Raw genomic sequence first — 25,036 nt, forward strand, 5'->3', positions numbered from 1 at the left:
TTTTTTAAGTTTATTTATTATATAATGAAATTCATTTAGATATGATTATCTAGGTGTAAAAAAGTATTGTTTCGGTAGAAAAGTAACACTTTTTTTAAGAAAATTAATTAAAAATAATTTTAAAGAGATTCAAAGAATGATAGTCGGTATTGAGGGAAAAATAGAAAAAAAAGAGCCTACTTTTTTACATATAAATGCAAATGGACTTATTTATGAAGTATTTGTTTCTATAAATTGTAGTTCAAAAATAACGAAAAATGAAGTCAAGCTTTATACTACTCATATTATTAGAGAAGATGCGCAAAATTTATATGGTTTTTTAGATTTAAATGAAAAAAAACTTTTTGATACAGTAATAAAAATCAATGGTGTTGGACCAAAAGTTGCACTTGCAATTTGTTCTACTTTTACTCCTTCATCTTTTTCACAAATTGTTAGCTCAAATGACATATCTATGCTTAAAAGAGTTCCAGGAATTGGACCAAAAGGTGCTAGTAGAATTTTAGTAGAGCTTTCTGGATTTGTTATTGATGGTGGAAGTGATGATGAGTCTTCAAATGCAACAAATGCTTTAGATGCTGCTCTTGCTTTGGAATCATTAGGTTTCAAAAAAGATGTTGTCTCAAAAGTGCTTAAAACTTGTGTTAGTACAAATACAGGTGAACTTGTAAAAGAAGCTTTAAAAAAGCTTCAAAAATAACTTAGGAGTTAAGATTGAAATTAGGGATTATTTTTGGTGGGGTTTCATATGAACATGAAATCTCTATTGTATCTGCAATAGCCATGAAAGATGTTATAAATGTTCAAATAGAGTATATATTTTTAGATGAAAATAGAGATTTTTATCATATTCCAACAGATACAATAAAATCTAAACTTTTTAGTTCTAGTGAGTATAAAAAATGCCAAAAGCTTTTATTGCAAAAAGATGGTTTTTTCACACAAGCTGGATTTTTATCAAAACCTAAAAAGTTAGAAGCAGATGTTTATTTAAATATGATGCATGGTGGTGATGGTGAAGATGGTGTAATTGCTTCACTTTTAGAGTTTAATAATCTTGATTTTATAGGTCCAAGAAAAGAAGCTTGTGCAGTAAGTTTTAATAAATTTTTAACAAAAGGTTATGCTCATAGTGTAAATGTAAAAACTATTGATTATAAATATTTTACAAAAGATGATGAGATTTTAATTGAAGAGTTCCCTGTAATAATTAAGCCTGTAAGACTTGGTAGTTCTATTGGTGTATCAGTTGTAAAATCAAAAGAAGAGTTAGAGTATGCTCTTGATGTGGCTTTTGAATTTGATGATGCGATAATAGTAGAGCCTTTTGTAAATGGAATAAAAGAGTATAACCTAGCAGCTTGTAAAATAGCTGGTGAGTTTGAGTTTTCTATTATTGAAGAGCCTCAAAAAGCAGAGTTTTTGGATTTTGATAAAAAATATTTAGATTTTGCAAGAACTAGTACTGCTTTAAAAGCTGATATATCAAAAGAGCTAGAAGAAAAAATAAAAGAAAAATTTAAAGCTATTTATAATACACAATTTGAGGGAGCACTTATTAGGTGTGATTTTTTTGTTAAAGATGATGAAGTATATTTAAATGAAATAAACCCAGTTCCAGGAAGTATGGCAAACTATCTTTTCTCAAATTTTGATGAAGTTATAAAAAAACTTTCTAAATCATTGCCAAAAACAAGAAAGATTTTAATAAACTATGAGTATGTAAATAAGATTCAAGCAAGTAAAGGGAAATAATTGGCAGTTAAGAATATAGCAGTTTTTGAAAAAGAGTTTGATGTATCTTATGAAATAGTAAATGCAAATGCAAAACAAGATATAGTTTTCTTGCATGGTTGGGGAAGCAATAAGCAAATTATGAAAAATGCTTTTGAACATTGCTTGGAAGAGTTTAGACATATTTATATTGATATGCCAGGTTTTGGAAAAACATCAAATAGTTATATTTTGCATACAAATGATTATGCTTTAATAGTTGAAAAACTACTTTATGCTATAAAATCAGAACCAGTTGCCATTGTAGGACACTCTTATGGTGGAAAAGTTGCAACTTTATTAAAACCAAAAAATCTTGTCTTATTAAGTAGTGCTGGTATTGTTGAGAAAAAAAGTTTAGATGTAAAACTAAAAATCTTTCTTGCCAAAATATTTAATAAATTGGGTTTTTTAAAACTAACTAAAATTTTTAGAAGTAAAGATGTAGATTCAATGAGTGAAAATATGTATGAAACTTTTAAAAATGTAGTAAATGAAGATTTTAGCAAACAGTTCTCAAACTTTCCAAATAATGCACTTATTTTTTGGGGAGAGGAAGATAAAGCAACCTCTCTTGAATCTGGAAAGAAAATATCACAATTAATAAAAAAATCAAAATTTAAATCATACAAAGCAGATCACTTTTTTTTCTGTATTCATGCAGAAGATATTGCAAAGGAAATAAAGAATGGAATACTTTAATTTATTTACTGAAATAGTTTTCATAATGGCACTTGGTTGGTATATGATTACTAATTTACAGTGGTATAATTATAAGCTAGAAAGAGTTATATTAAAGCATCATAAACAAGAATGGCATTTTACATATTTTGTTTTTCCTATTGTTATTTTTTATGTATTAAATGATATAGCTTTTGCTATATTCTTTTATGTATTTTATGCAGGTTTATTTTATCTTTGGAATAAAAAACTTGATAGACCACTTGTTCTTACTTCAAGAGTAAAAAGATTTTTGGCAATTTTATTGTTTGTTACTTTTGCCATTAAAGCTTTATGTTTAGTTAGTCAATCATGCTATATCTCAGCTGTTTTTATACCTTTGATTTTGGCATATGTTATCTCTACTGTTTTAGAAAAGATATTTTTTATATCTTTTAAAAATCAAGGCAAAAGAAGAGTTCAATCTATGAAGGATTTGAAAATAGTAGCGATTACTGCTTCATATGGTAAAACTTCTATAAAAAACTATTTATATCAAGTATTGAAAAATAAATATGTTACATATAAAACTCCAAGATCTGTAAATACAATTGCAGGAATAGTTTTAGATGTAAATAAAGACTTACCATCAAATGCACAAGTTTATATTGCAGAAGCTGGGGCTAGACAAGAGGGTGATATTGCAGAAATTGCAAATTTTTTAGAACCACAATATTGTGTAATAGGAAGTGTTGGAGAACAGCATATTGAGTATTTTAAGACTTTGGAAAATATTATTAAAACTAAGTCTGAATTACTTCACTCTCCAAGATTAAAAAAAGGTTTTGTGCATGAAAGTGTACCATTAAAAAAACATCCATCAATTATTAAATTTCCAGATAATTTAAATATTACAATGAGTAACTTAGATGGCATATGGTTTGATGTGGAAATCAATGGAGTAAAAGAGCACTTTCATGCTCCTTTACTTGGAAGTTTTAATGCAATAAATCTAACAGCTACTATATATGTAGCCCTTGAACTTGGAATGAGTTTAGAAGAGATAAAAGTAGCATTTGAAAAACTTCAACCTGTACCACATAGACTTCAATTAATTCATGCAGGTGGAAAAATAATAGTTGATGATAGTTTCAATGGAAACCTTGAGGGAATGCTTGAGGCTGTAAATATTTGCTCAACATATGAGGGTAGAAAAGTAATAGTAACTCCAGGACTTGTAGAATCAACTGATGAAGCAAATATATTATTGGCAAAACAGATTAATGAAAATTTTGATCTTGCAATAATCACTGGAAAGCTAAATTCACATTTATTAAGTAAAAATATTGATGAACAAAAAGTTATTGTTTTAAAAGACAAATCAAAACTTGAAGAGTTATTAGCACAAAAAACCCAATCAGGTGATTTGATACTTTTTGCAAATGATGCACCAAACTTTATATAAAATTTTATTTGTCAAAGGAAATCAGGATGGAAAAGATATATGCCCCTTGGCGACATGAATATGTAACAGAAGACAAAATCAAAGGTTGTGTTTTTTGTCATATTGGGAAAAACTTAGATGATGAAAAGTTACAAGTAGTATTTAGTGATGAATTATGCTATGTTGTGATGAATAAATACCCATATTCACCTGGGCATATGATGGTTATTCCTTATACTCATACAGATAAAATTGAAGACTTAGATGATGAAGTTTGGTTAAGAATTAGCCTTAGAGTAAAACAAGGTGTTAAATTATTAAAAGATGTGATGAATGCACATGGGGTTAATATTGGTATGAATTTAAGTGATGCTGCTGGTGCTGGAATAGCTGAGCATGTTCATTATCATTTGCTTCCTAGATGGAAAGGTGATACTAATTTTATCACAGTTATTGGACAAACAAGAGTCTATCCTGCTGATTTTGATGAGATATTTAATAAGCTAAAAAATAACGCAACTAAATATTTTGTTTAGATATTATAATAATTTAATGTAATATTTAATATAATTTCAAAACATAAAAAAAGCTTAAGGTTTAAGCAGAACATAAGAGAAAAATAACTACTTATGCTTCATAATTTTTTATAAAATTATAGGAGTAAGTTTTGAAAAAATTACTACTTACATTAATCACACTCTCTTTAACTTTTTTGAATGCATCAGATTTAAAACTATTTGAAAATTTAAAAGGTACTTTAAATATAGCTGGTGGAACAGCTCATATAAAATGTGAAAAAGAAGCTATCAAAAACATAATGAGAAAATATCCAGATATTACTATTTCAATTGCAGGTGGAGGTAGTGGGATTGGTATAAAACAAGTTAGTTCAAAAATCATTGACCTTGCAAACTCAGGAAGAAAACCAACACAAAAAGAGATTGAAAATGGAGATTTAAAACTATTTCGTTTTGCAATTGATGGAATAGGTATTGTTGTTAATCCTAAGTTAAATATTGATTCTTTAACAACAAAACAATTACAAGATATATTTAGTGGAAAAATAACTAATTTTAAAAAGTTAGGTTTATCAAATGCACCTATAAATTTATATACAAGAGATGAGTCAAGTGCTACTAGAAAAGTTTTTTGGAAAAAGGCTTTAAAAAAATCACCTATATCAAATAAAGCAAGAGTTGTATCATCAAATGCAGCTATGAAAACAGCTATCTCAAAAGATGTAAATGGTATTGGTATTATATCTTTAGGTGTAGCAAATGATAGCGTAAAGTTATTAAGTATAAATGGTGTTAAACCAACTGTTGAAAATATAAATAATGACAGTTACAATGTTGCAAGAGGTTTATATTTATTAAGTAGTGGTGAGCCATCAAAGTTAGCAAGTGCATATATTTCTTATCTAAGAAGTAGTGAGGGTGCAAAAATAGTATCAAAATATGGGTTTATTCCAGTAAATGAATAATATCTTTTCTAAAGGGCTACTTATAATAACTCTTATAAGTAGTTTTTTGGTTTTTTGCATTTTTTTTATTATTTTTTATTTATGTATAGATTTATTTAGTTTTGATGAATTGAAGAGTTTTTTCTCTTTTACTTGGAGTGTACAAGATAATAAGTATGGAATCTTTACTTTTTTATTTGGTTCTTTTATTGTAAGTTTTTTAGCATTGATTTTGGGTTTTGTTTTTTCATTTTCTATTTGTAGTATTATATTTCTTACAAATTCATCAATAATAAAATTTTTCTTAGAAAAAACTGTTTTGATGATGGCTACAATTCCTACTGTAATTTATGCTTTTTCTGCACTATTTATTTTTGTTCCTTTTATTAGTTATTTTAAGCCAAGTTCAACATTATCTATATTTGTTGCTAGTGTTGTTTTATCATTGCTTATTATTCCAACTATGAGTTTGATTTTTTTGAATATATTCAATAGTTTATCTAATAAATATATGAAATGTTGTATGAATTTATCCATAAGTAAAGAAGAGTTTTTTTTTAAATTTGTAATAAAAAATTCTATTACACAATTAAGTCAAGGAGTTTTATTAGCAACTACAAGAGCTTTGGGTGATACTATGATAGTTTTGATGCTTGCAGGAAATGCATTGGCTTTTCCTACATCTATATTTGATTCTACTAGAAGTTTAACATCTCATATAGCATTGATTTTTGCAAATGATTTTGAATCAATGGCTTTTAAAGCAATTTTTTTATGTGCATTTTTACTTTTAAGTTCTAATTTTATACTAATACTAATTATTAGAAAAATAAAAGGTAAAACATATGAAGTATAAACTTTATAAATTGATATTGTATGTTTTTACTTTAGGTGCTATATTTTTAGTTTATACACTTTTGGGATTTGTTTTATATAAAGGACTTGCTTCTATCTCTTTAGAATTAATTTTTCAAGATACAGATGTAGTAGATGCTCTTTTGTTAAAACAAAGAGTATTTGATGGTATTTTTCCTGCAATTGTAGGAACACTTATGCTTATTATATTGAGTTTGGCTTTTTCATTTATTTTTGGTTTTGCTAGTGGAATATACTTAAGTGTGTATGCAAATAAAAAAGCAAAAGAGTATATTAATTTCTGTTTTGAGCTTCTTTCCTCTGTTCCTTCTATATTAATTGGGCTATTTTTTTTACTATTAAGTATATATTTGCATGAAGAGTTTTTAACAAATTTTTTACCATCACTTTTTCTTTCATCTTTGGCTTTAGCACTATTAGTTATGCCTTATATTGTAAAAAATACTCAATATGCTTTAGATAGTATTCCAAAACATATAAAATTATTGTCATTGAAATTGGGTTTATCTAAAACTAAAAATCTTTTTTTAGTACTTATTCCTTATTGTTCAAAAGAGCTTTTAAGTGGTATCTTTTTAGCTTTAGGTAGAGCTTGTGAAGATACAGCTGTAATTATGTTAACAGGTGCAGTTGCTAGTGTTGGAATTGCTAGCAGTATTTTTTCTAAATATGAAGCATTGCCTTTTTATATTTATTATATATCAACAAACTACGCAGATGAAACTGAACTAAATCAAGCTTTTAGTGCTGCACTTATTCTTTTGATTATTTCATTGATTTTATTTTTACTTACAAAACTTATACAAAAAGGGGTTAAAAGAAAAGATGGTTATTATTAAAAATCTAAAATTAGAGTTTTCAAATAGAGTAATTTTTGAAAATTTAAATTTAGAAATAAAAGAGAATAAAATTACTGCCATTCAAGGTCCAAGTGGTATAGGAAAAACATCACTATTTTTATGTATTAACTCTATGATTAGATATGAAGATGACTATAAATTAAGTGGAGAAATACTTTACAAAAAAAATGATAACTATATTAATCTATTAAAATTAGATGAAAATCAAGCACAAGATTTGAGAAAAGAGATAATTTATGTATCTCAACACCCTGATTTACTTCCTATGAGTATATATGATAATTTGAATTTTTTTGCTAAAACACATAAATTAGAGAATAAAAATGAAAGAATATTAGAAGCTTTAAAACAAGTCTATTTATATGATGAAGTAAAAGATATTTTACATAAAAGTGCTTTTAATTTATCAGGAGGACAGCAACAAAGATTGATTTTAGCAAGAGCTTTACTCTTAAAGCCAAAACTTTTATTGCTTGATGAACCTACTGCCTCACTTAATGAATCACTTAGCCAAAAAATAGAGGAAATGCTAAAAAATCAAAATATTACTATTTCCATAATTAGTCATTTTAAATCGCAAATAAATAATATTGCTGATTTTTGTTATTTCTTAGAAGAATAAAAGTTTTTTATTCTTCTAGATTTTCTTGACTCTCTTCTAATAGTTGCTCTATTTTAGCGTAAACTTCTTCTGCTTGTTCATCATTCATCTTATCTTCTTTTATAGCAAGAACAATATTTTGTAATTCTAAAAGAAATGACTCCATTTCTCTTGATTCATCCATATTATCTTCTGTTTGCTCACCTTTTTCAATTAGTTTATGCAAGTCTTCAATATAAGCTTCTACTTCTGGTATCATTGTTGTTTCAACTACTTCTAATAAATCTTCTTTTATTTGTGTCATATGTATATTTTCCTTTGATTTTTTCTATTATAACAAAAGCTAGGTTTATTGTAACAAATCTATTGAAATATTGATTAAATTTTTAATGTAGATTAAAAATTTTTTTATTATATATGATTTTTTAGTATTATATGTATTATAAATATAATCTAAAAGGATTTTTTATGAAAAGAGATGTAGTTATAATAGGTGGAGGTATTGTTGGACTAAATTGTGCCTATTTTCTACAAAAAAGTGGTAGAGAGGTGACAGTAATAGATGAGGGTGATATTACAAACTCAACATCATTTGGAAATGCAGGTTTATTATCTTCTTATGATAAAACACCCTTAAGTTATCCAGGAGTTATAACAAATACTTTAAAGCTTATGCTAAAAGGTCAATCTCCAGCAATTTTTCATCCTACATTAAGTCCTAAGATATACAAGTGGCTTTTAAACTTTATACTTAGTGCAAATGAAAAAAGAACAAAAAAAACAATGATGCTATTTGAAAAGTATGGAGAAATGTCTTTACAGTTTTATGAACAAATGATAAAAGAACATAATTTAGATTTTGATTATCATAGAGATGGAATGTTGTCTGTTTTTACAGAAGAGAAAAGTTACAAAGAGAAATTGAAAAAATATAATTATATAAATGAAGATAGATTTAAAGTTTTAGATTTTGATGAATTACAAGAGTATGTCCCAACAATAACAAATAAAGCAAAGGGTGCAATTTTATTTAAAAAGAATGCACATTTTGATTCAAGAAAAGTTATGAGTGAATTAAAAAAACATTTAGAACAAGAAGGTGTTGAGTTTATACTAAATGAAAGAGTAGAACAGTTAGATATTAGAAATGACAAGATAAAATATATAATCACTTCAAATGGAAATCAATATAGACCTGAACATACTATTATGTCTACAGGTTATCAAACATTGCTTGCAAATCAATGTAAAAAAGATTTGATGATGACTCCTGCAAAGGGATATAGTATTACTTTTGAAATGCCAAAAGAGTTTGTACCAAAAACTTCTACATTATTTAATGATTTGTTTATTGTTATGACTCCAAGAAAAGAGAATGTAAGACTTACTTCAAAATTAGAAATAGGAAGTAATGATCCTGCTGTAGTACAAAAGCAAATTGATAGTATAAAAAGTAATTTCTTTGCATATAATAAAGCTTTTGATATGAAAAATGAAGTAAATTGGACAGGATTTAGGCCACTTACTCCCAATGATATACCTTTAATAGGTAAAGATGAAAAAATAAAAAATCTAACATATGCCATGGGATTAGGCTGGTTAGGTATGACTTTTGCTCCAGCTGTTGGTTCAATAATAAGTGATTTAGTATCAAATGATAAAACAAATGCCCAAAGTGATGGAATATTACTTTTTTCAGGATTTTATCAGTAAAGGATAAACATGAAAAGATTATTTGTACTACTACTATTTATTAGTAGTTTATTAAAAGCAGAAGATATTGAGATAAGATTAGTATTTAACTCTTTTAATGTAGATGGCACAATAGTTATACAATCTTTAAATAGTAATAAAAATTATGCTTATAATTTAAATAGGGCAACAAAACCTTTGTTGCCAGCTTCAACTTTCAAAATACCAAATAGTTTGATTATATTAAATGAAAAACTACTAAAAGATGAAAATCAAATAATAAAGTGGGATAATAAAAAGAGATTTTTAGATGTATGGAATCAAGACCAAACTTTAAAGAGTGCTTTTAAATACTCTTGCGTTTGGTGTTATCAAAAGTTTGCAAAACAAATCTCAATACAAAAGTATGAAAACTATTTAAAACTTTTTGATTATGGAAATAAAAAAGTTGGTACTGATTCAAGTAGCTTTTGGCTTGATGGAGATATAAAAATCACAGCATTTGAACAAGTAGAGTTTTTAAAGAAACTGTACTTAAATAATCTACCACTAGATAAAAAATATATAAATATAGTAAAAGATATTATGTTTGAAGAAAAAAACAGAAAATATAAACTAAGTTCAAAAACTGGATGGGCCACATCAGTAAAAAATAAACACGGATGGTATGTAGGCTATTTAGAAACAAAAAATGATGTTTGGTTTTTTGCAACAAATCTCTTAATAGAAGATTTTAAAAGATTAGATTTAAGAAAAAAAGTAACCTTAGAAGTCTTGAGACAAAAAAGGGTGATTTAGATAATCAAAAAAAGATTATCTAAAATACAAAAGCTATTTCTGTAAGGCTTAGTTGATACATAGTAACTTTAACACCAGCAGAATCAACTATATTGTAAGTAATAGTGTATTCATTTGGATTTTCAATGTCTGGATTGTTTTTTGCAAACTCTTCAAATTTTTTATTATCTATTATTGAATAGATAAATTGAGCTTTTTCTTTAAACTTATCATTATTAATATATAAATCAAATATTTGTTTGTGTTGAACCTTATCATACTTATTTACAAAGTTTTTATTGTATAGCTCTTCTATTAAATCTGATTTGTTAAATTCATTAGTATTATATAAATAGTAATCTTTGTGTAAAAGTTCATTTAGATTTTCACTAATTAGAAAATGGTTGTATCTTATATAGTCTTCATCTTTTGAGATTTCATTAATATATTCAATCATATTGCTCCTTATTATATGTAAAAGTTTATATAATTTTAACTTTATAAAAGCATAAAAATATTTTCATCCTTTTAAAAAGGAAGAAAATAGTAAAAATGCACAAATAAGTACAAAAAAGCTTAAAAATCACTATATTAGTCATTATTTCCTTTTAAAAAGGAAATAAAATTAAAATATTTTTTATAGAAGCCCCATAAACATTGACATTTTATATAAAAAAAGTTATAATCCGCGTCCATAAAATATAGTTAGGGTGTTTTTTAAACGCAACTAACGAGTTCTTTAAAGGAAAAAAATGGAAAAAATTAGATTAAAGCTTAAAGCTTATGATCATAGAGTTTTAGACAGAAGTGTTGCTTCTATTGTTGAAGCTGTTAAAAGAACTGGTGCTGAGTTAAGAGGACCAATTCCTCTTCCAACGAAGATTAGAAAATATACGGTTCTTAAAGGACCTCACGTTAACAAAGATGCTAGAGAACAATTTGAAATTAGAGTACACAGTAGAATTATTGATATTATTGCTGCTACTCCTGATACAGTTGATTCTTTAATGAAACTTGATTTAGCTCCAGAAGTTGATGTTGAAGTTAGATCAATGGGTCAAGAATAAAAAGAAAGGGTAAAGAATGGAATTCATAGTTGAAAAAATCGGTATGAGTAGAACTGTTTCAGTTCCAAGTGTTCCTGTTACACTTTTAAAAGTTCTTGATACAAAAGTATGTGAGATAGCTGAAAACAGTAAAGCAATAGTAGCTTTTGCAAGTGGTAAAAAATTTAATAAAGCTATTGAAGGTCAACAAAAAAAATACAATATAAGTAAAGAGTTTAACAGATTTGCAACAATGACTGTAGCAAACACTGAAGCTGGAGACTTAGATGTATCTGGATTATCTGAAGCTAAAGTTTTAAAATCGACTTTTAAAACAAAAGGTAGAGGATTTGCTGGTGGTATGAAAAGATGGAATTTTGCTGGGGGACCTAAGTCTCATGGTTCAAGATTTCACAGAGCAGTTGGTTCAATCGGTAATGCTGAGTGGCCAGGTAGAGTTCAACCAGGTAAAAAAATGCCAGGACATTACGGAAATACAAACGTATCTTTAAAAAATGAAGTTATTTCATTTGATGTTGAAACAGGTATTTTAGTTGTAAAAGGTTCAATCGCTGGACCAAATGGTGCATTAGGAAAAGTAAAGGTTGCTAAATGAGTAAAGCAATAATATTAAATGAAAAATTTGAAAATAATGGTGAATTAGATTTACCAGCAAAATATGATGAGATTAACTCTCACAATTTATATTTATATGTTAAATCACATCTTTCATCATTAAGAGCTAATACAGCTAGAGTTAAAAATAGAACTGAAGTAAGCGGTGGTGGTAAAAAACCTAAGGCTCAAAAAGGTTCTGGTGGTGCTAGATGGGGTTCTAAAAGATCTCCACTTTTTGTTGGTGGTGGACAAATTTTTGGACCTACTAAAAGAAACTACAATCAAAAAGTTAATAGAAAGCAAAAAGCTTTAGCATTATCTTATGCTTTAAATGCTCATGCTAAACAAGAATCTTTATTTGTAGTTGATTCTGTTAAGGTTGAGTCTGGAAAGACTAAAGATGCAGTGGCAGTTTTAAATAAGATTAATAAAAGAGATACTTTAATTGTTGTAAATTCAATTGAAGAGAAAACTTATTTATCATTTAGAAACATTAAAAACTGTTATGTTATTGAAAAGCAAGAAGTTAATGCTTATTTAATTTCTGCATACCATTCAGTACTAATTGAAAAATCAGTATTTGATGCACTAACAAAAGAGGCGTAAAAATGGCAGATATTACAGATATAAAAGCAATATTATACACAGAAAAAACTATTGAGCTTCAAGAAGACGGTGTAATCGTTGTTCAAACTAGTCCTAGAATGACTAAGTCTGGTTTAAAAGAAGTTTTTAAAGAGTATTTTGGAGTGACACCTTCAAAGGTTAATTCATTAAGACAAAGTGGTAAGGTAAAAAGATTTAGAGGAAGAGTTGGTAAAAGACCTGACTTTAAAAAGTTTTACGTAACATTGCCAGAGGGCGCTGAAATAGCGAACCTATCAGCATAAGGAGTATAGAGTATGGCATTAAAAAAATTTAGACCAATAACTCCTGCTAGAAGATTCATGTCTGTTATGGATACTTCTGATATTACTTCTAAACCAACAGTAAGAAGCTTACTTAAAAGAGTAAAAGCAAGTGCTGGTAGAAATAATAACGGTAGAATCACTTCAAGACACAAAGAAGCAGGTGCTAAAAAGTTATATAGAATTATTGATTTCAAAAGAAACAAATTTGGTGTAGAGGGTACTATTTCTACTATCGAATACGATCCATATAGAAATTGTAGAATTTGTTTAGTAACTTATGCTGATGGAGATAAAAGATATATTTTACAACCATCTGGATTAAAAGTTGGAGATAAAGTACAAGCTGCTGAATCTGGACTTGATATTGTTACTGGTAATGCATTAAGATTAGTAAGTATCCCAGTTGGTACTATGGTTCATAATATTGAGTTAAAACCTGGAAAAGGTGGACAAATCGCTAGATCTGCTGGTGGATATGCTCAAATTATGGGTAGAGAAGGAAAATATGTTATCTTAAGATTACCATCTGGTGAAATGAGAAAAATCCTTGGTGTATGTATGGCAACTGTTGGTATTGTAGGAAATGAAGATTTCATCAATATGGTAGTAGGTAAAGCTGGTAGAACTAGACATCTTGGAATTAGACCTCAAACTAGAGGTTCTGCTATGAACCCAATTGATCACCCACACGGTGGTGGTGAAGGTAAAACTAACTCAGGAAGACATCCAGTTACTCCATGGGGTATGCCAACTAAAGGTTATAAAACTAGAAAGAAAAAAGCTAGTGATAAATTAATCATTTCAAAAAGAAAGAAGTAAGGGTTTAAGATGGCAAGATCAATAAAAAAGGGTCCATTTGTAGACGCGCACCTAATGAAAAAAGTTATCAAAGCTGTTGAAGCTAATGATAAAAAACCTATTAAAACATGGTCAAGAAGATCAACTGTTTTACCTGATATGATTGGATTAACATTCAACGTACACAATGGTAGAAACTTTGTTCCTGTAAATATTACTGAAAATCATGTTGGTTATAAGTTAGGTGAATTCGCACCAACAAGAACTTTTAAGGGACATAAAGGTTCTGTACAGAAGAAGGTAGGATAAGAATGGCTAAAGCAATATTAAAATTTATTAGAGTTTCTCCAATCAAAGCAAGATTAATTGCTAGAGAAGTTCAAGGTATGAATGCTGAATATGCAATTGCTTCATTAGAGTTTACTCCTAATAAAGCTGCAGGAATTATTTCAAAAGTTATTGCATCTGCTGTTGCAAATGCAGGTTTAGAACCAGAAGAAGCAGTTATTACATCTGCTAGAGTTGATAAGGGTCCTGTTCTTAAGAGATTTACTCCAAGAGCAAGAGGTTCTGCTTCACCTAAGCATAAACCAACTGCACACATTATGATTGAAGTAGCTGCTGCTGAAAAAGGAGATAAGTAATGGGTCAAAAAGTTAATCCAATAGGTTTAAGATTAGGTATCAACAGAAACTGGGAATCAAGATGGTTTCCTTCATTTTCTAAATTACCTGCAAACGTTGCAGAAGATGATAAAATCAGAAAATATATCAAAAAAGAGTTATATTATGCTGGTGTTGCACAAACTATAGTAGAAAGAACTGCAAAAAAAGTTAGAGTTACTATCGTTGCTGCTAGACCTGGAATTATCATTGGTAAAAAAGGTGCAGACGTTGAAAAATTAAAAGCAAATCTTTCTAAATTAGTTGGAAAAGAGATTGCTGTTAATATCAAAGAAGAAAGAAAACCACAACTTTCTGGTCAGTTAGCTGCTGAAAATGTTGCTCAACAATTAGAAAGAAGAGTTGCATTCAGAAGAGCTATGAAAAGAGTTATGCAAAATGCACTTAAATCAGGTGCAAAAGGAATTAAAGTTTCTGTTTCTGGTAGACTTGGTGGAGCTGAAATGGCTAGAACTGAGTGGTACTTAGAAGGTAGAGTTCCTTTACATACTTTAAGAGCTAGAATTGACTACGGTTTTGCAGAAGCTCATACAACTTATGGTTGTATTGGTATTAAAGTTTGGATTTTCAAAGGTGAGGTACTTGCTAAAGGTATTCCTGCTGAAAAAGCTGAAACTTCTAAACCAAAAAGAAGACCAAGTAAAAGAAGAGGTAAATAATTATGTTAATGCCTAAAAGAACTAAATACAGAAAGCAAATGAAAGGAAGAAATAGAGGTAAGGCTCAAAGAGGAAACTTTTTAGCATACGGAGATTTCGGACTTAAAGCTTTAGAACATGGAAGAATCGATTCAAGACAAATCGAAGCTGCCAGAATTGCTATGACTAGAAAAGTTAAAAGACAGGCAAAAGTATGGATTAAAGTTTTCCCAGATAAGCCACTTACTGCTAAACCATTAGAAACAAGAATGGGTAAAGGTAAAGGTGCTGTTGATAAATGGGTTATGAATATTAAGCCAGGTAGAGTTTGCTTTGAAATGGCAGGTGTTGGTGAAGAGTTAGCAAGAGAAGCTTTAACTTTAGCTCAACATAAATTACCATTTAAGACTAAAATTGTAACAAGAGATAGCGAAAATGAATTATACTGATATTAAAGATAAAAGCTTAACAGAGTTAAACGAGTTATTAAAAGAGAAAAAGGTGCTTCTTTTTGAATTAAAAGCTAAGCTAAAAACGATGCAGTTAACAAATACATCTGAATTAAGAGCGGTAAAAAAAGATATCGCAAGAATTCAAACAGCAATTACTGCAGCTAAATAACTTAAGGATCTAAGGTATGAGTACAAAAAGAGAGATTCACGGTGTTGTAGTAAGAAGATCTGGAGATAAAACTGCTTCTGTATTAGTTACAAGAAATGTTTTACACCCAAGATATCATAAGACTGTGAAAAGATTTAAAAAATATTTAATTCACGATGAAAAGAATGAATTGAATGTTGGTGACTCAGTTGTTGCAATTGAGTGTAGACCAATCTCGAAAACTAAATCTTTCAGATTAAAGAAAATTGTAGCTACAGGAGTTAAATAATGATTCAAAGTTTTTCTAGATTAAATGTAGCTGATAACACTGGTGCAAAAGAGATTATGTGTATCAAAGTTTTAGGTGGATCTAAAAGAAGATACGCAACAGTTGGTGACGTTATTGTTGCATCTGTAAAAAGAGCTCTTCCAACAGGAAAAGTAAAAAAAGGTCAAGTTGTTAAAGCAGTAATTGTAAGAACTCACAAAGAAGTTCAAAGAGAAAATGGTTCGTTAATTAGATTCGATGACAACGCTGCTGTTATACTTGATGGTAAAAAAGAACCAATTGGAACAAGAATTTTTGGACCAGTAGCTAGAGAAGTTAGATACTCTGGTTTCATGAAAATTGTTTCACTTGCTCCGGAGGTACTATAATTATGGCTATTAAATTAAAAATAAAAAAAGGTGATACAGTTAAGATTATCACAGGTGACGACAAAGGTAAAACTGGTGAAGTTTTAAAAGTGTTACCAAAGCAAAATAAAGTAATTGTAAAAGATTGCAAAGTAGCTAAAAAAACTGTAAAACCAGATCAAGAAAAAAACCCTAATGGTGGATTTGTAAACAAAGAGATGCCTATTGATATCTCTAATGTAGCAAAAGTAGAAGGTAATTAATTATGGCAGCAAGATTATTCGAAAAATATAAAAATGAGATTAAGCCAGTTTTAGAATCTGAATTCCCAAAAAACAAGATGTTAACTGCTAAGTTAGAAAAAGTAGTTATCTCTGTTGGTGCTGGTGAAGCTATGAAAGATAGTAAATTAATGCAAAACATTCAAGATACTATCTCTTTAATTGCTGGTCAACATGCAGTTAAAGTTATCGCTAAAAAATCAGTAGCAGGATTTAAAGTAAGAGAAGGTATGCCAGTTGGTGTAAAAGTTACACTAAGAGGTGAAAATATGTATACTTTCTTAGATAAACTTTGTTCAGTTGCTTTACCAAGAGTTAAAGACTTTAGAGGTCTTAAAAGAAATGGATTTGACGGAAGAGGAAATTTCAACTTCGGTTTAGATGAGCAGTTAATGTTCCCAGAAGTAGTTTATGATGATATCATTAAAACTCACGGTATGAATATTTCAATTTCTACAAGTACTGATAATGATGCAGAAGCATTTAGACTATTAGAGCTTGTTGGAATTCCATTTACTAAAGGAAGAGCGTAATGGCAAAGAAGTCTATGATTGCTAAAGCAAAGAGAACTCCTAAGTTCTCTTCAAGAGCATATACAAGATGTTCAGTTTGTGGAAGACCACATTCAGTATACAGAGATTTCGGTCTTTGTAGAGTTTGTTTAAGAAAAATGGCTAACGAAGGATTACTTCCTGGTGTTAGAAAATCTAGTTGGTAGGAGAATTTAAGCTATGATGAATGATATAATCGCAGATGCTTTAACTAGAATAAGAAATGCTGCACTTAGAAAATTAGAAGTTGCAACATTACTACACTCAAATGCAGTTGTTGGTATTTTAGAAGTATTACAACAAAAAGAGTATATTGAGAGTTTCAAAGTTATTGATGGTGAAAATAATAAGAAAACAGTACAAGTTACATTAAAATATGATGATAATGACACATCAGTAATTAATGAAATTAAAAGAGTTTCAAAACCAGGAAGAAGAGTTTATAAATCTTTTTCAGAATTAAAAAACTTTAAAAATGGATACGGTACAATCATTGTTACAACTAACAAGGGTATAATCGCTAACGATGAAGCATATGCTTCAAAAGTTGGTGGTGAGCTACTGTGTACAGTATGGTAGGAGAGTGTAATGTCTAGAATTGGAAAAAGACCTATCTCAATACCTAATGGAATTGAAGTAACTGTAGATAATACAGTTGTAAGCGTAAAAAAAGGAAGTAAAGTTTCTTCAATTGAGACTCACGGTAGAGTTGGAATTGAAGTGGCTGATAATCAAGTTGTCTTAACTAGAGTAAATGATACTAAAGAAGCATCAGCATTCTGGGGTACTTATAGAGCACTTATTAACAATGCAGTATTAGGATTAGATAAAGGTTTTGCAAAATCTTTAGAGATCAACGGTGTTGGTTATAGAGCCGCTGTTAAAGGTAAAGTTTTAGAACTTCAATTAGGTTATTCTCACCCAATCAACTATGATATTCCAGAAGGATTAGATATCACAGTTGAGAAAAACTTAATCCATGTTAAGGGAGCTGACAAACAACAAGTTGGTCAAGCTGCTGCAATTATCAGAGGTTTCAGAAAGCCAGAGCCATATAAAGGTAAAGGTGTTAAATATACTGACGAGGTTATCGTTAGAAAAGCCGGTAAAACTGCTAAGTAAGGTGTGAGTAATGAGTAGAGCAAAAGAGATAGCAAAAAAGAATGCTTTAAGAATAAAAAGAAAAAAAAGAGTTAGAGGTAGTATCTCAGGTACAGCAACTGTTCCAAGAGTTACAATAACTAAATCTAATAAATATGTTTCAGCACAGGCAATTGATGATGTAGCTGGTAACACTTTAGCTGCAGCTAATTCTAAAACTTTAGGATTAAGTGTAACTAAAGAGAGCGCTTCAAAAACTGCTGCTATTATAGCGGAAGGTTTAAAAGCGAAGAATATTGATACTGTTGTATTTGATAGAAACGGATACCTGTATCATGGTGTGGTTGCAGCATTTGCTGACGCATTAAGAGAAAATGGAATTAAACTATAAGGGTTAATGATGGCAGCAGTAAATAGAGAAGATTTTCAAGAAGCAATCGTTAAAATCGGAAGAGTAACAAAAGTTGTAAAGGGTGGTAGAAGATTCAGATTTACAGCTTTAGTTGTTGTTGGTGATAAAAATGGTACAGTAGGTTATGGAACTGGTAAAGCAAAAGAGGTTCCTGATGCAATTAAAAAAGCTTTAGATGATGCATTTAAATCATTAGTAAGCGTTTCTATTAAAGGAACTACAATTGCGCATGATATTGAGCATAAATATAATTCTTCAAGAATTTTATTAAAGCCAGCTTCAGAGGGTACGGGACTTATCGCAGGTGGTGCGGCAAGACCTGTGTTGGAATTATCAGGTGTTAAAGATATTATTGCAAAATCTTTAGGTTCAAATAACCCTAACAACCTTGTACAAGCTACTGTTGAAGCATTAGCTAGAATTAAAGGATAATTAGATGGTATTAAGTAATTTACAACCAGCTGAAGGAAGCACAAAGAATATTAAAAGAGTTGGTAGAGGTCAAGGTTCAGGAATGGGTAAGACTTCTACTAGAGGTCAAAAAGGACAAAAATCTAGATCTGGATTTAAGAATAAAAGAGGTTTCGAGGGTGGTCAACAACCAATCCATAGAAGACTTCCTAAAATCGGTTTCTTCTCAAGAGTGCAAAAGCCATACTCTATCAATGTAGATAAAGTTAAGCAAGTTGCACAGTTAGAAGAGATTACTTTAGATTCTATAAAATCAGTTTATAAATTATCTAAATCTGTTGTGAAGGTTAAATTAATCGGTTCAGCTGCAAAAGATTTAGCTTCTAAAATCAAAGACGAAAACATTACTACAACTGGAAAATAATCATGAGTAAAGATCTTGTAAATAAGATTCTTATTACTTTAGGATTTATATTCCTTTACAGGTTACTGGCATATGTGCCAGTACCTGGTGTTAATATAGATGTAGTAAAAGAATTCTTCGATTCTAATGCAAATAATGCATTGGGTCTTGTAAATATGTTTAGTGGTAATGCAGTTGAAAGATTGTCAATTATATCACTAGGAATTATGCCTTACATTACAGCTTCTATTATTATGGAACTTCTAGCAGCTACTTTCCCAGCACTTGGTAAAATGAAAAAAGAGAGAGATGGTATGCAAAAATATATGCAAATCATTAGATATACAACTATTGTTATTACATTGATTCAATCAATTGGTGTATCAATGGGTCTAAACTCTTTAACTGGACAAAGTGGACAAAATGCTATTTCTATTGATATGGATACTTTTATTGCAGTATCATCTATATCAATGTTAACTGGAACTATGCTTTTAATGTGGATTGGTGAACAAATAACTCAAAAAGGTATTGGTAATGGTATTTCATTAATTATCTTTGCTGGTATTGTTTCTGCAATTCCAAGTGCTATTGGTGGTACTATTGATTTAGTAAATAATGGTCAAATGAATTTCTTAACAGTAATTGCTATTTTAGTTATTATTTTAGCAACAGTTGGAGCTATTATTTATGTAGAGCTTGGTGAAAGAAGAGTTCCTGTTTCATATTCAAGAAAAGTTATGATGCAAAATCAAAATAAAAGAGTTATGAATTATATTCCTATTAAGGTTAACTTATCAGGTGTAATTCCAGCTATTTTTGCAAGTGCAATTTTAATGTTCCCTGCAACTGTTTTGCAAGGAAGTCAAAATGAGTACTTAATGGCTGTTGCGGATTTTTTAAATCCAAGTAGCTATACATTTAATATTTTTATGTTTTTATTTGTAGTATTCTTCGCATTTTTCTATGCAAGTATTACTTTTAATGCAAAAGATATTTCAGACAATTTAAAAAGACAAGGTGGATTTATTCCAGGTGTTAGACCAGGAGCATCAACTGCTAGTTTCTTAAATGAGGTTGCAGGAAGATTGACTTTTTGGGGTGCATTATACCTTGCAGCGATTTCGACTGTTCCATGGCTACTAGTAAAAGCTATGGGTGTTCCTTTTTATTTTGGTGGGGTTGCTGTTCTTATTGTTGTTCAAGTTGCTATTGATACAATGAGAAAAATTGAAGCACAGCAATATACTAATAAATATGAAACACTAAGTGCGGTAGGTTTATAGTTATGGCTATTGCAATAAGAAAACCAAATGAAATTCAAAAGCTTCGTGATGCTAATGTTATTGTTGCGAAGACTTTGAATTATTTAAATGAAAATGTTAAGCCTGGTATGACTTTAAAAGAAGTTGATGCTATGGGTGAAAAGTTTTTAACAAATCTAGGAGCTAGACCGTCTTTTAAAGGACTATATGGCTTCCCTGGTGCTATTTGTACATCTCTTAATGAAGTTATTATTCATGGTATTCCATCAGATGTTGTTTTAAAAGAGGGCGATATTTTAGGCCTTGATATTGGAACAGAACTTGATGGTTGGTATGGAGATGCTGCTATTACTATGCCAATTGGTAAAATCTCAAAAGAAGATGAAGAGTTAATTGCTTGCGCAAAAGACTCTTTACTTTATGCAATTGATATTATTCATGAAGGTATGAGATTCAAAGAGCTTTCAAAAGCAATTGAAGATTTCATAGTTGCAAGAGGATATCAACCACTTATAAGATTTTGTGGACATGGGATTGGTAAAAAACCTCATGATGAACCTGAAATTCCAAACTATTTAGAAAATGGAAGTCCAAAATCTGGACCAAAAATTAAAAATGGAATGGTATTTTGTTTGGAACCTATGATTTGTCATAAAGATAGAGAACCTGTTATTTTAGAAAATGACTGGGATGTTGTATCAAGTGATGGATTAAGAGGAAGTCATTATGAGCATACGGTAGCTGTTATTAATGGCAAAGCTGAGATTTTAAGTACAGTAGTAGATAACTAGGGAGAATAAAGTGGCAAAAGATGATGTAATTGTAATTGATGGTAAAGTTGTTGAGGCTTTACCAAATGCAATGTTTAGAGTAGAGCTAGACAATGGACATGTAGTTTTATGTCATATCTCAGGTAAAATGAGAATGCACTACATAAAAATTTTACCTGGTGATAAGGTTAAAGTAGAAATTACACCTTATTCACTTGATAAGGGTAGAATTACTCACAGATATAAGTAATTTTTATAAAAAGAGGCAATAACTTATAATTTTGTCTCTTTTTTTTTCCTTCTTTTAGATTAATCTTGTTAAAATACTTTAAAATAATTAAAAGATGAACTAAAATGGAAAATATAAAAATCATAATTAAAAATACTATCAAATCTTTAACAAGACAAGAAATAATCGCAACTCCTTCAAACTATGCAAAAGAGTTTTATAAACAAGCACAAGAGTTAGATTTTAATGTTGAAGAGCTAAATAAATTTCATAAGTTATTAAAAGATTTAAGTGATGAAGAAAAGCTATATATAAGAGAAAATGATATTACTACTTATTATGAATTAACTTTTTTACTTTTAAGGCGTATAAATGACAAAGATTTAAAAAAGTTTATTGATAATTTAGATTTTTTACTTACTCCTTCCATTGATTATAATATAGAAAAAAAGATATCTGAACTAAAAACTGAACTACAAGAAAAACCTGAACGATTAATTAAAAATAGCACTATTAATAGATTAAGAAAATTTACAAATGAGAGAATTACAAGAGATAAAGTTGTTGTTCAAGAAAAAGCAAAAGATGTAAAAAAAGTAATTGGTCTAATGGGTAAATATTTTGATAAGTGTTTACTTCAAAGTGATGATACTTCACAAGAAGTTACAATGATTAAGACTGAATTAGAAGGTTTAGAGTTATCAAAGCATTCAGCAAGAGATTTAGCTATGCTTCAAAGCAAACTTGTAAGTACAATTCATAAATTAGAAAATACTATTGATGAATCACAAGCTGAACTTTTTAAGGGACAAAAAGATTGTGCTTATTTACAAAAACAAATAAACAAACTAGAACAAGATTTAAATGAAGTAAGTAGAGAAAAAGATATAGATTTTTTAACTGGCATTGCAAATAGAAGGGCATTTGTTGCAGAAGTTGATAAAATTGAAAATGAATATGAGATTTTTAAATCAAAGTATGCAATAGTTTTTTATGATATTGATCATTTTAAATCTATAAATGATAATTATGGTCATGAGTGTGGTGATACTATTCTTACAACTTTTGCTACAATCTTAAAAAAACTAACAAGAGAAGAAGATGTTATTTGTAGATATGGTGGTGAGGAGTTTGTAGCTTTAATTCACTATACAGAAGATGATGAAGTAATTAGTTACTTAAAAAGAGTTAGAAATATTGTATCTACAAATAAGTTTGTTCATAAAGATATAAAATTAAAAATAAAATTTTGTGCGGGAGTTGTATATAGAAATAAATATAACTCTTATAAAGAAGCAATAAATCAAGCTGATTTACTTTTAAATAAAGCAAAACATGAAGGTAGAAATAAAATTATTATTGATACAGGTATTTATGTTTAGTGTATAAATAATTTGATTAAAGATTATCTTTAATTGCATTTATCTCTTTTTCAAGAAAATCTTTTTGATTTATCATCAATTCTAAGTTTTTATCTAAAAACTCTTTTCTTTTATAAGATTCAATAATAAAAGCATAAAGCTTCGGTCTTGTTTTTTTCCAATTGTGTAAAGTAGTTTTATTTACTCCTAAATCTTTTTCTAATACTCTAAAACTTGGTGAAGACATTATATATCCTGTATTTTATTTAAAATTCATTGTACAAAATATTGGAACAATAGTCAATAAATAATAGAAATTTATATAAAATAATGGAACAAATTTATGTGAAAGTTAGATTTTTGTAAAATTTCATATGACAAAAGCAGTAAAAAATAGAATTTTATATCAACTAAATTTTTTTAAATCAATTGGTTATGAGTATCATGCTAATGTTGAGTTTGGGAACAATGAAATAAATAACTCAAATTTACCAAATAACATAAATGAATTAAAAAATATTGTTGAAAATTGTTACTTGTGTGATTTATGTAAAAGTAGAAAAAATGTACTTTTTGGTCAAGGAAATAGTGATGCAAAAATTCTTTTTATTTTAGATGAACCTAGTGCAAGTGAAGATGAATTAGGTCAGTTTTTTGTTGGTAAAAGTGGTGAAATACTTAAAAATATGATACAAAATGTTTTAATGCTTGATATTGATGATGTTTATATAACAAATATTGTAAAATGTAAATCAAATGATTCATTTAATGCAACACATGCAAATAATTGTAGACTCTATTTGGATAAACAAATTGAAATAATAAACCCAATGTTAATTGTAACTTTTGGAGAAAAAGTTTATAAATATCTTACAAATGACAATGGAATATTTGAACAATTAAGGGGAAATATTTTGCCTTATAAGTATTATAATATTTTGCCTACTTTTTCACCTAATATTTTACTTAGGAATCCTTCACTTAAAAAGGAAGCATATTATGATATGCTAAAAATAAAATCTATACTGGAGATACATTGAAACATATAGTACTTGTAATTTCTATTGCTTTTTTATTTTTTGGTTGTACTCAAAAACAAAAAGTAATACAAACAGATAAAAAACAAGAAATCATAGAAATAAAAAAGTCAGACAATGAAGTTGAATTTGATAAAATTCCACAAGATAAGATTATTATAAATGAAGTTAAAACTATTGAAGATAGTGAATTAGATGATGTTTTTAAATTAGCAATTATTTACCCATCTAAAGTTGTAGGAAAATATGCTAATAATACAGTAAATACAATTACTGCATATTTATTGTTTAAAAATGAAAAGTTTAAAATTGAGACATTTGATACAAATAATGAAACAGATTTTTCTATAAAAAAAGGTATTGAAAGTATAAAAGATGCTGGATATGATAATATTATTGCTTTGTTTACAGATGAGGGCTATGATAAAATAAAAGAGTTGTCTTTTTCAAGTGATGTAAAAATATATTTTCCTTTATTAAATAAAGAAGAAGTTAAAATTACAAAAGATAATTTTATTTATGGTGGAATATCTTATTTAAAGCAAATATCTTTACTTCAAAGTTTATCAAATGGTAAAAATATAATGTTTTATCAAAATAATTATTTGGGTAATAAGCTAAAATCTATTTATGAAAATAGTATCAAAGATATTGTTACTATTAAAAATGTAGAGAATAGCAATAACGATTATAGAAGACTTGTAAATGATAATAGATTAGATAAATCAACTATTATGTTAAATACTTCTATTATCAAAACTTCTATTATTCTTTCACAAATAAGAGCTTTTGAAAAAGAGCCAGAAGTTGTTTTATCTACACAATTAAATTTTAATCCATTTCTAATTTCTTTAACACAAGTAGAAGATAGAACAAGTTTTATACTTGCTAATTCTATTGATGCAACTGATGAGAAGCTTGAAGATATAATGGATTCTTTAGGGTCAAATATTGTTTATGATTGGGTAAATTACTCTTCACTTATTGGAGTTAATACTCTTTTTGATGGCAATAAATCAAAACTGATTAAGACAAAAGTTGAAGGTAATGATGTTTTATATGAACCAAAATTATATAAAAGCACAGCACACAGGTTTCAAAAGATTAAGTAAATCTTGGGTATAATCGCGAATATTTAAA

At 28.6% G+C, this 25,036-nt stretch carries 40 protein-coding genes; 37 read left to right on the forward strand and 3 right to left on the reverse strand.

Annotated elements, in window-relative coordinates; translation table 11 throughout:
* Window positions 1-136 precede the first annotated feature (136 nt).
* The 9 genes from ruvA to ACAN_RS04870 all read left to right on the forward strand — a co-directional run bounded on the left by ruvA (window position 137) and on the right by ACAN_RS04870 (window position 7,697).
* Entirely contained in the window at window positions 137-700 is a 564-nt protein-coding gene (gene ruvA / locus ACAN_RS04830; protein ID WP_079577078.1) for a Holliday junction branch migration protein RuvA, read from the forward strand.
* A gap of 14 nt (window positions 701-714) precedes the next feature.
* Complete coding sequence (locus tag ACAN_RS04835; protein WP_099334031.1) at window positions 715-1,755, forward strand: D-alanine--D-alanine ligase; 1,041 nt, start codon at window positions 715-717, stop codon at window positions 1,753-1,755.
* Complete coding sequence (locus ACAN_RS04840) at window positions 1,756-2,475, forward strand: alpha/beta fold hydrolase (RefSeq protein WP_079577076.1); 720 nt, start codon at window positions 1,756-1,758, stop codon at window positions 2,473-2,475.
* Entirely contained in the window at window positions 2,462-3,898 is a 1,437-nt protein-coding gene (locus ACAN_RS04845) for a Mur ligase family protein (RefSeq protein WP_099334032.1), read from the forward strand. The genes ACAN_RS04840 and ACAN_RS04845 overlap by 14 nt, the downstream gene beginning before the upstream one ends.
* 26 nt (window positions 3,899-3,924) lie before the next feature.
* Window positions 3,925-4,413 carry an HIT family protein gene (locus tag ACAN_RS04850; protein ID WP_099334033.1) on the forward strand — a complete coding sequence of 163 codons (489 nt, stop codon included), beginning with the start codon at window positions 3,925-3,927 and terminating at the stop codon, window positions 4,411-4,413.
* Window positions 4,414-4,544: 131 nt separating this feature from the next.
* Window positions 4,545-5,360: a phosphate ABC transporter substrate-binding protein gene (locus ACAN_RS04855; RefSeq protein ID WP_099334034.1), complete on the forward strand. Its 816-nt coding sequence runs from the start codon at window positions 4,545-4,547 to the stop codon at window positions 5,358-5,360.
* A 46-nt stretch (window positions 5,361-5,406) separates the two neighbouring features.
* Window positions 5,407-6,195, forward strand: a complete 789-nt coding sequence (locus ACAN_RS04860; protein WP_165773053.1) for a PstC family ABC transporter permease — start codon at window positions 5,407-5,409, stop codon at window positions 6,193-6,195.
* On the forward strand, window positions 6,185-7,054 hold the full coding sequence (locus ACAN_RS04865) for an ABC transporter permease subunit (protein ID WP_099334036.1): 870 nt from the start codon (window positions 6,185-6,187) through the stop codon (window positions 7,052-7,054). The genes ACAN_RS04860 and ACAN_RS04865 overlap by 11 nt, the downstream gene beginning before the upstream one ends.
* Window positions 7,041-7,697 carry an ATP-binding cassette domain-containing protein gene (locus ACAN_RS04870; protein WP_099334037.1) on the forward strand — a complete coding sequence of 219 codons (657 nt, stop codon included), beginning with the start codon at window positions 7,041-7,043 and terminating at the stop codon, window positions 7,695-7,697. Before ACAN_RS04865 ends, ACAN_RS04870 begins: the two co-directional genes overlap by 14 nt.
* A 7-nt stretch (window positions 7,698-7,704) precedes the next feature.
* Here the strand turns inward: ACAN_RS04870 and ACAN_RS04875 are convergent, their stop codons facing one another.
* Window positions 7,705-7,980: a hypothetical protein gene (locus tag ACAN_RS04875; RefSeq protein ID WP_079577069.1), complete on the reverse strand. Its 276-nt coding sequence runs from the start codon at window positions 7,978-7,980 to the stop codon at window positions 7,705-7,707.
* 164 nt (window positions 7,981-8,144) lie between these two features.
* Between ACAN_RS04875 and ACAN_RS04880 the strand changes: the two genes are divergently transcribed.
* Both ACAN_RS04880 and blaOXA read left to right on the forward strand, forming a co-directional pair.
* Window positions 8,145-9,389, forward strand: a complete 1,245-nt coding sequence (locus tag ACAN_RS04880; protein WP_099334038.1) for an NAD(P)/FAD-dependent oxidoreductase — start codon at window positions 8,145-8,147, stop codon at window positions 9,387-9,389.
* Window positions 9,390-9,392: 3 nt separating this feature from the next.
* Window positions 9,393-10,166: a class D beta-lactamase gene (gene blaOXA, locus ACAN_RS04885; RefSeq protein ID WP_409454905.1), complete on the forward strand. Its 774-nt coding sequence runs from the start codon at window positions 9,393-9,395 to the stop codon at window positions 10,164-10,166.
* 19 nt (window positions 10,167-10,185) lie between these two features.
* Here the strand turns inward: blaOXA and ACAN_RS04890 are convergent, their stop codons facing one another.
* Window positions 10,186-10,602 carry a hypothetical protein gene (locus ACAN_RS04890; RefSeq protein WP_099334040.1) on the reverse strand — a complete coding sequence of 139 codons (417 nt, stop codon included), beginning with the start codon at window positions 10,600-10,602 and terminating at the stop codon, window positions 10,186-10,188.
* A 295-nt stretch (window positions 10,603-10,897) separates the two neighbouring features.
* On the opposite strand from ACAN_RS04890, the gene rpsJ reads away from it, so the two are divergent.
* The 24 genes from rpsJ to ACAN_RS05010 all read left to right on the forward strand — a co-directional run bounded on the left by rpsJ (window position 10,898) and on the right by ACAN_RS05010 (window position 22,880).
* Window positions 10,898-11,212 carry a 30S ribosomal protein S10 gene (rpsJ, locus tag ACAN_RS04895; RefSeq protein WP_079577065.1) on the forward strand — a complete coding sequence of 105 codons (315 nt, stop codon included), beginning with the start codon at window positions 10,898-10,900 and terminating at the stop codon, window positions 11,210-11,212.
* 16 nt (window positions 11,213-11,228) lie between these two features.
* The gene (rplC, locus tag ACAN_RS04900) at window positions 11,229-11,807 is read left to right on the forward strand and encodes a 50S ribosomal protein L3 (protein ID WP_079577064.1); all 579 of its coding nucleotides are present in this window, start codon (window positions 11,229-11,231) and stop codon (window positions 11,805-11,807) included.
* A complete protein-coding gene (gene rplD / locus ACAN_RS04905; protein ID WP_099334041.1) occupies window positions 11,804-12,415 on the forward strand; it encodes a 50S ribosomal protein L4 in 612 nt (203 codons plus the stop codon). The genes rplC and rplD overlap by 4 nt, the downstream gene beginning before the upstream one ends.
* Before the next feature lie 2 nt (window positions 12,416-12,417).
* Window positions 12,418-12,699, forward strand: a complete 282-nt coding sequence (locus ACAN_RS04910; RefSeq protein WP_079577062.1) for a 50S ribosomal protein L23 — start codon at window positions 12,418-12,420, stop codon at window positions 12,697-12,699.
* A 12-nt stretch (window positions 12,700-12,711) separates the two neighbouring features.
* The gene (gene rplB / locus ACAN_RS04915) at window positions 12,712-13,539 is read left to right on the forward strand and encodes a 50S ribosomal protein L2 (protein ID WP_099334042.1); all 828 of its coding nucleotides are present in this window, start codon (window positions 12,712-12,714) and stop codon (window positions 13,537-13,539) included.
* A gap of 9 nt (window positions 13,540-13,548) precedes the next feature.
* The gene (rpsS, locus tag ACAN_RS04920) at window positions 13,549-13,827 is read left to right on the forward strand and encodes a 30S ribosomal protein S19 (protein WP_079577060.1); all 279 of its coding nucleotides are present in this window, start codon (window positions 13,549-13,551) and stop codon (window positions 13,825-13,827) included.
* A gap of 2 nt (window positions 13,828-13,829) precedes the next feature.
* Entirely contained in the window at window positions 13,830-14,162 is a 333-nt protein-coding gene (gene rplV, locus ACAN_RS04925) for a 50S ribosomal protein L22 (RefSeq protein ID WP_079577059.1), read from the forward strand.
* Entirely contained in the window at window positions 14,162-14,860 is a 699-nt protein-coding gene (gene rpsC, locus ACAN_RS04930) for a 30S ribosomal protein S3 (RefSeq protein ID WP_079577058.1), read from the forward strand. Before rplV ends, rpsC begins: the two co-directional genes overlap by 1 nt.
* Before the next feature lie 2 nt (window positions 14,861-14,862).
* Window positions 14,863-15,288 (forward strand): 50S ribosomal protein L16, encoded by a 426-nt coding sequence (rplP, locus tag ACAN_RS04935; protein ID WP_079577057.1) that lies wholly within the window; start codon window positions 14,863-14,865, stop codon window positions 15,286-15,288.
* A complete protein-coding gene (rpmC, locus tag ACAN_RS04940) occupies window positions 15,275-15,460 on the forward strand; it encodes a 50S ribosomal protein L29 (RefSeq protein ID WP_079577056.1) in 186 nt (61 codons plus the stop codon). The genes rplP and rpmC overlap by 14 nt, the downstream gene beginning before the upstream one ends.
* Window positions 15,461-15,476: 16 nt before the next feature.
* A complete protein-coding gene (gene rpsQ / locus ACAN_RS04945; protein ID WP_079577055.1) occupies window positions 15,477-15,728 on the forward strand; it encodes a 30S ribosomal protein S17 in 252 nt (83 codons plus the stop codon).
* Window positions 15,728-16,096, forward strand: a complete 369-nt coding sequence (gene rplN, locus ACAN_RS04950) for a 50S ribosomal protein L14 (protein ID WP_079577054.1) — start codon at window positions 15,728-15,730, stop codon at window positions 16,094-16,096. Before rpsQ ends, rplN begins: the two co-directional genes overlap by 1 nt.
* A gap of 2 nt (window positions 16,097-16,098) precedes the next feature.
* Window positions 16,099-16,338 (forward strand): 50S ribosomal protein L24, encoded by a 240-nt coding sequence (gene rplX, locus ACAN_RS04955; protein ID WP_079577053.1) that lies wholly within the window; start codon window positions 16,099-16,101, stop codon window positions 16,336-16,338.
* 2 nt (window positions 16,339-16,340) lie between these two features.
* Window positions 16,341-16,889, forward strand: coding sequence for a 50S ribosomal protein L5 (gene rplE, locus ACAN_RS04960; RefSeq protein WP_079577052.1), 549 nt, complete (start codon window positions 16,341-16,343; stop codon window positions 16,887-16,889).
* Entirely contained in the window at window positions 16,889-17,074 is a 186-nt protein-coding gene (locus ACAN_RS04965) for a type Z 30S ribosomal protein S14 (RefSeq protein ID WP_079577051.1), read from the forward strand. The genes rplE and ACAN_RS04965 overlap by 1 nt, the downstream gene beginning before the upstream one ends.
* A 13-nt stretch (window positions 17,075-17,087) precedes the next feature.
* Entirely contained in the window at window positions 17,088-17,486 is a 399-nt protein-coding gene (gene rpsH, locus ACAN_RS04970; RefSeq protein ID WP_079577050.1) for a 30S ribosomal protein S8, read from the forward strand.
* A gap of 9 nt (window positions 17,487-17,495) precedes the next feature.
* Window positions 17,496-18,029 carry a 50S ribosomal protein L6 gene (rplF, locus tag ACAN_RS04975; RefSeq protein WP_079577049.1) on the forward strand — a complete coding sequence of 178 codons (534 nt, stop codon included), beginning with the start codon at window positions 17,496-17,498 and terminating at the stop codon, window positions 18,027-18,029.
* Window positions 18,030-18,039: 10 nt separating this feature from the next.
* A complete protein-coding gene (rplR, locus tag ACAN_RS04980; protein WP_079577048.1) occupies window positions 18,040-18,399 on the forward strand; it encodes a 50S ribosomal protein L18 in 360 nt (119 codons plus the stop codon).
* 9 nt (window positions 18,400-18,408) lie between these two features.
* Window positions 18,409-18,852, forward strand: a complete 444-nt coding sequence (gene rpsE / locus ACAN_RS04985) for a 30S ribosomal protein S5 (RefSeq protein ID WP_079577047.1) — start codon at window positions 18,409-18,411, stop codon at window positions 18,850-18,852.
* A 4-nt stretch (window positions 18,853-18,856) separates the two neighbouring features.
* Window positions 18,857-19,255, forward strand: coding sequence for a 50S ribosomal protein L15 (gene rplO, locus ACAN_RS04990; RefSeq protein WP_079577046.1), 399 nt, complete (start codon window positions 18,857-18,859; stop codon window positions 19,253-19,255).
* A 2-nt stretch (window positions 19,256-19,257) separates the two neighbouring features.
* The gene (secY, locus tag ACAN_RS04995) at window positions 19,258-20,520 is read left to right on the forward strand and encodes a preprotein translocase subunit SecY (protein ID WP_099334043.1); all 1,263 of its coding nucleotides are present in this window, start codon (window positions 19,258-19,260) and stop codon (window positions 20,518-20,520) included.
* A gap of 2 nt (window positions 20,521-20,522) precedes the next feature.
* A complete protein-coding gene (map, locus tag ACAN_RS05000) occupies window positions 20,523-21,290 on the forward strand; it encodes a type I methionyl aminopeptidase (RefSeq protein WP_079577044.1) in 768 nt (255 codons plus the stop codon).
* Between the two features lie 10 nt (window positions 21,291-21,300).
* Window positions 21,301-21,519 (forward strand): translation initiation factor IF-1, encoded by a 219-nt coding sequence (gene infA, locus ACAN_RS05005; RefSeq protein ID WP_079577043.1) that lies wholly within the window; start codon window positions 21,301-21,303, stop codon window positions 21,517-21,519.
* Window positions 21,520-21,623: 104 nt separating this feature from the next.
* Window positions 21,624-22,880: a GGDEF domain-containing protein gene (locus ACAN_RS05010; RefSeq protein ID WP_079577042.1), complete on the forward strand. Its 1,257-nt coding sequence runs from the start codon at window positions 21,624-21,626 to the stop codon at window positions 22,878-22,880.
* 16 nt (window positions 22,881-22,896) lie between these two features.
* On the opposite strand, the gene ACAN_RS05015 is transcribed toward ACAN_RS05010, so the two are convergent.
* Window positions 22,897-23,106, reverse strand: coding sequence for a hypothetical protein (locus ACAN_RS05015; protein WP_079577041.1), 210 nt, complete (start codon window positions 23,104-23,106; stop codon window positions 22,897-22,899).
* Window positions 23,107-23,233: 127 nt separating this feature from the next.
* On the opposite strand from ACAN_RS05015, the gene ACAN_RS05020 reads away from it, so the two are divergent.
* A complete protein-coding gene (locus ACAN_RS05020) occupies window positions 23,234-23,899 on the forward strand; it encodes a uracil-DNA glycosylase (RefSeq protein WP_079577040.1) in 666 nt (221 codons plus the stop codon).
* Window positions 23,896-25,008 (forward strand): hypothetical protein, encoded by a 1,113-nt coding sequence (locus ACAN_RS05025; protein WP_099334044.1) that lies wholly within the window; start codon window positions 23,896-23,898, stop codon window positions 25,006-25,008. Before ACAN_RS05020 ends, ACAN_RS05025 begins: the two co-directional genes overlap by 4 nt.
* Window positions 25,009-25,036 lie beyond the last annotated feature (28 nt).

Source organism: Malaciobacter canalis (genome assembly GCF_008000835.1).
GTDB lineage: Bacteria > Campylobacterota > Campylobacteria > Campylobacterales > Arcobacteraceae > Malaciobacter > Malaciobacter canalis.

Coding starts and splice junctions, on each gene's coding strand:
- ruvA (WP_079577078.1), top strand. CDS start 137: ATGATAGTCGGTATTGAGGGAAAAATAGAAAAAAAAGAGCCTACTTTT.
- ACAN_RS04845 (WP_099334032.1), top strand. CDS start 2,462: ATGGAATACTTTAATTTATTTACTGAAATAGTTTTCATAATGGCACTT.
- ACAN_RS04850 (WP_099334033.1), top strand. CDS start 3,925: ATGGAAAAGATATATGCCCCTTGGCGACATGAATATGTAACAGAAGAC.
- ACAN_RS04865 (WP_099334036.1), top strand. CDS start 6,185: ATGAAGTATAAACTTTATAAATTGATATTGTATGTTTTTACTTTAGGT.
- ACAN_RS04870 (WP_099334037.1), top strand. CDS start 7,041: ATGGTTATTATTAAAAATCTAAAATTAGAGTTTTCAAATAGAGTAATT.
- ACAN_RS04875 (WP_079577069.1), bottom strand. CDS start 7,980: ATGACACAAATAAAAGAAGATTTATTAGAAGTAGTTGAAACAACAATG.
- ACAN_RS04880 (WP_099334038.1), top strand. CDS start 8,145: ATGAAAAGAGATGTAGTTATAATAGGTGGAGGTATTGTTGGACTAAAT.
- ACAN_RS04890 (WP_099334040.1), bottom strand. CDS start 10,602: ATGATTGAATATATTAATGAAATCTCAAAAGATGAAGACTATATAAGA.
- rpsJ (WP_079577065.1), top strand. CDS start 10,898: ATGGAAAAAATTAGATTAAAGCTTAAAGCTTATGATCATAGAGTTTTA.
- rplC (WP_079577064.1), top strand. CDS start 11,229: ATGGAATTCATAGTTGAAAAAATCGGTATGAGTAGAACTGTTTCAGTT.
- rplD (WP_099334041.1), top strand. CDS start 11,804: ATGAGTAAAGCAATAATATTAAATGAAAAATTTGAAAATAATGGTGAA.
- ACAN_RS04910 (WP_079577062.1), top strand. CDS start 12,418: ATGGCAGATATTACAGATATAAAAGCAATATTATACACAGAAAAAACT.
- rplB (WP_099334042.1), top strand. CDS start 12,712: ATGGCATTAAAAAAATTTAGACCAATAACTCCTGCTAGAAGATTCATG.
- rpsS (WP_079577060.1), top strand. CDS start 13,549: ATGGCAAGATCAATAAAAAAGGGTCCATTTGTAGACGCGCACCTAATG.
- rplV (WP_079577059.1), top strand. CDS start 13,830: ATGGCTAAAGCAATATTAAAATTTATTAGAGTTTCTCCAATCAAAGCA.
- rpsC (WP_079577058.1), top strand. CDS start 14,162: ATGGGTCAAAAAGTTAATCCAATAGGTTTAAGATTAGGTATCAACAGA.
- rplP (WP_079577057.1), top strand. CDS start 14,863: ATGTTAATGCCTAAAAGAACTAAATACAGAAAGCAAATGAAAGGAAGA.
- rpmC (WP_079577056.1), top strand. CDS start 15,275: ATGAATTATACTGATATTAAAGATAAAAGCTTAACAGAGTTAAACGAG.
- rpsQ (WP_079577055.1), top strand. CDS start 15,477: ATGAGTACAAAAAGAGAGATTCACGGTGTTGTAGTAAGAAGATCTGGA.
- rplN (WP_079577054.1), top strand. CDS start 15,728: ATGATTCAAAGTTTTTCTAGATTAAATGTAGCTGATAACACTGGTGCA.
- rplX (WP_079577053.1), top strand. CDS start 16,099: ATGGCTATTAAATTAAAAATAAAAAAAGGTGATACAGTTAAGATTATC.
- rplE (WP_079577052.1), top strand. CDS start 16,341: ATGGCAGCAAGATTATTCGAAAAATATAAAAATGAGATTAAGCCAGTT.
- ACAN_RS04965 (WP_079577051.1), top strand. CDS start 16,889: ATGGCAAAGAAGTCTATGATTGCTAAAGCAAAGAGAACTCCTAAGTTC.
- rpsH (WP_079577050.1), top strand. CDS start 17,088: ATGATGAATGATATAATCGCAGATGCTTTAACTAGAATAAGAAATGCT.
- rplF (WP_079577049.1), top strand. CDS start 17,496: ATGTCTAGAATTGGAAAAAGACCTATCTCAATACCTAATGGAATTGAA.
- rplR (WP_079577048.1), top strand. CDS start 18,040: ATGAGTAGAGCAAAAGAGATAGCAAAAAAGAATGCTTTAAGAATAAAA.
- rpsE (WP_079577047.1), top strand. CDS start 18,409: ATGGCAGCAGTAAATAGAGAAGATTTTCAAGAAGCAATCGTTAAAATC.
- rplO (WP_079577046.1), top strand. CDS start 18,857: ATGGTATTAAGTAATTTACAACCAGCTGAAGGAAGCACAAAGAATATT.
- secY (WP_099334043.1), top strand. CDS start 19,258: ATGAGTAAAGATCTTGTAAATAAGATTCTTATTACTTTAGGATTTATA.
- map (WP_079577044.1), top strand. CDS start 20,523: ATGGCTATTGCAATAAGAAAACCAAATGAAATTCAAAAGCTTCGTGAT.
- ACAN_RS05010 (WP_079577042.1), top strand. CDS start 21,624: ATGGAAAATATAAAAATCATAATTAAAAATACTATCAAATCTTTAACA.
- ACAN_RS05015 (WP_079577041.1), bottom strand. CDS start 23,106: ATGTCTTCACCAAGTTTTAGAGTATTAGAAAAAGATTTAGGAGTAAAT.
- ACAN_RS05020 (WP_079577040.1), top strand. CDS start 23,234: ATGACAAAAGCAGTAAAAAATAGAATTTTATATCAACTAAATTTTTTT.